Origin of the sequence: Psychrilyobacter sp. (assembly GCF_049671765.1) — a bacterium.
GTDB lineage: Bacteria > Fusobacteriota > Fusobacteriia > Fusobacteriales > Fusobacteriaceae > Psychrilyobacter.
This window is the reverse complement of record NZ_JBATVM010000132.1, coordinates 1-2,075: the sequence shown is the minus strand read 5'-3', so window position 1 is coordinate 2,075 and position 2,075 is coordinate 1. Positions and strand designations below refer to the sequence as shown.

Sequence of the window (2,075 nt, the reverse complement as noted above, 5' to 3'; positions counted from 1 at the left end):
CTACGGGGGTACACCTGGTCACATTCCGAACCCAGAAGTTAAGTCCGTAAACGCCGAAAGTACTTAGGGGGCAGCCCCTTGGGAGGATAGGAACTTGCCAAGTCTTTTTTATTTTTTGAAGAGATTTGAAAAAAACTAGAAGAGTCATCAAAATAAATTGATGGCTCTTTTATGTATACTAACAATAATAAAGATAGAGTTTTAAATATATATAGTATTAGAAAAAACCAAAGGAATAGTAAATGTTATATATTTTTTTACTTGTGGAGGGAGAGGCATAAAATTTAATAGTGAAGAAAAAATAAAGAATAAAAAAAAGATACAAAACTATAAAATTACTATATAATATATTTAATAAAAAAGGGGGATATGTATGATAAAAAAATTAGTAGAATACGCAGAGTTAGCAATAAAAACAGGAGTAAACGTACAAAAAGATCAAATAGTAAGTATAAATGCTCCAATGCATGCTTTAGAATTTGTAAGAGAATTAACTAAAATAGCTTATGAAAGAGGAGCAAGAGAAGTAGTGTATAATTGGTCTGATGACCAATTAACTCTAATGAGATTTAAAAAAGCAAGTGAGAAAGCTTTTGAAGAATTTCCAAAGTGGAATGCAGATAGGTTAAATGATTTAGCTGATAAAGGAGCTTGTTTTTTAAATGTAATATCTCCAGATCCTGAACTATTAAAAGATGTAGATGCCAAAAGAGTAGCAAATTGGTCAAAAGTAAGATCACAAGCTATAAAAAGCTACTATGAAAAAGTGTTATCCGATAAAAATGCTTGGAGTATAGTTGCGTTACCTTGTGAGGCTTGGGCAACTAAGGTATTTCCTGAACTTTCTATAGAAGAAGCGATGGATGAATTAATGAAAATGATACTAGATATGTGCAGAGTAGACGGAAATGCTATATCTAATTGGGATCAACATAATAAGAACTTAGCAGAAAAAGTAAATGTTTTAAATGAAAAGAAATTTACAGCATTTCACTACAAATCAGAAGGAACTGATTTAATGGTAGGTATGTCAAAGAAGCAAATATGGAAAGCTGGAGCATCAATAACTACAGCGGGAATAGAATTTAACCCTAACTTACCAACAGAAGAAGTGTTTTCATTACCAAATAAAAATAAAGTAGATGGAATTTTAGCAAGTAAATTACCATTAAACTATAATGGAAACATAATCGATAACTTTACGTTAACTTTTGAAAAAGGAAAAGTAGTAGAATTTACAGCTGAAAAAGGATATGAAGTATTAGAAGCTTTATTAAACACAGATGAGGGAGCAAGATACTTAGGTGAAATTGCTTTAGTACAAGTAGATTCTCCTATTTCTAATACAAATACTTTATTCTATAATACTTTATTTGATGAAAATGCATCTTGTCACTTTGCATTTGGGGCAGCTTATAAAAGTTGTATAGAAGGTGCAGAAAATATGAGTGAGGAAGAATTAGAAATAGAAGGTGTAAACGATAGTTTGGTACATGTAGATTTCATGGTAGGATCAGAAGATCTATCGATTGATGGAATTACAGAGGATAGGGCTATAACACCTATATTTAGGAATGGAAACTGGGTAATATAAAGGTTGAAAAATACAAGGAGAAAAATTTATGAAATTATCAGATCTAAAATTTTTAAAGATAGAACTAAAAGACCATCCTACTAGGAAATTGAAGATGGAGTATATAAATAAGCCTAATGCCATAGGTGTTCTAGTATTAGATGAAAAAGAAGAAAAAACTCTTTTGGTAGATCAATATAGACCTGGAACAGATTCACATCTATTAGAAATACCAGCAGGGATAATAGAAGAGGGGGAAACTCCTAAATCAACTTTGGAAAGAGAACTTAGGGAAGAAACAGGGTATACAATGGAGGACGTAGAAGTAATAGATGAGTCTAAGGAAGCATTGGCATCATCACCTGGTTATACTAATGAAAAATTATATGTTTATATAGTTAAATTAAAAAATAATGAAATAAAACCGTTGGAATTGGAATTAGATGAAACTGAGGATCTAACAACTAAATGGATAGATTTAGAAGAAATGGAAAAAATCACT

At 30.8% G+C, this 2,075-nt stretch carries 2 protein-coding genes and 1 rRNA gene; all 3 read left to right on the top strand.

What is annotated here, in order from left to right:
• Positions 1-103 (top strand): 5S ribosomal RNA (rrf, locus tag WBG30_RS06580); the annotation flags it as partial.
• Between the two features lie 270 nt (positions 104-373).
• Positions 374-1,594: an aminopeptidase gene (locus WBG30_RS06575; RefSeq protein ID WP_424503847.1), complete on the top strand. Its 1,221-nt coding sequence runs from the start codon at positions 374-376 to the stop codon at positions 1,592-1,594.
• A gap of 28 nt (positions 1,595-1,622) precedes the next feature.
• A partial coding sequence (locus WBG30_RS06570; protein WP_424503846.1) for an NUDIX hydrolase occupies positions 1,623-2,075 on the top strand: 453 nt, incomplete at its 3' end.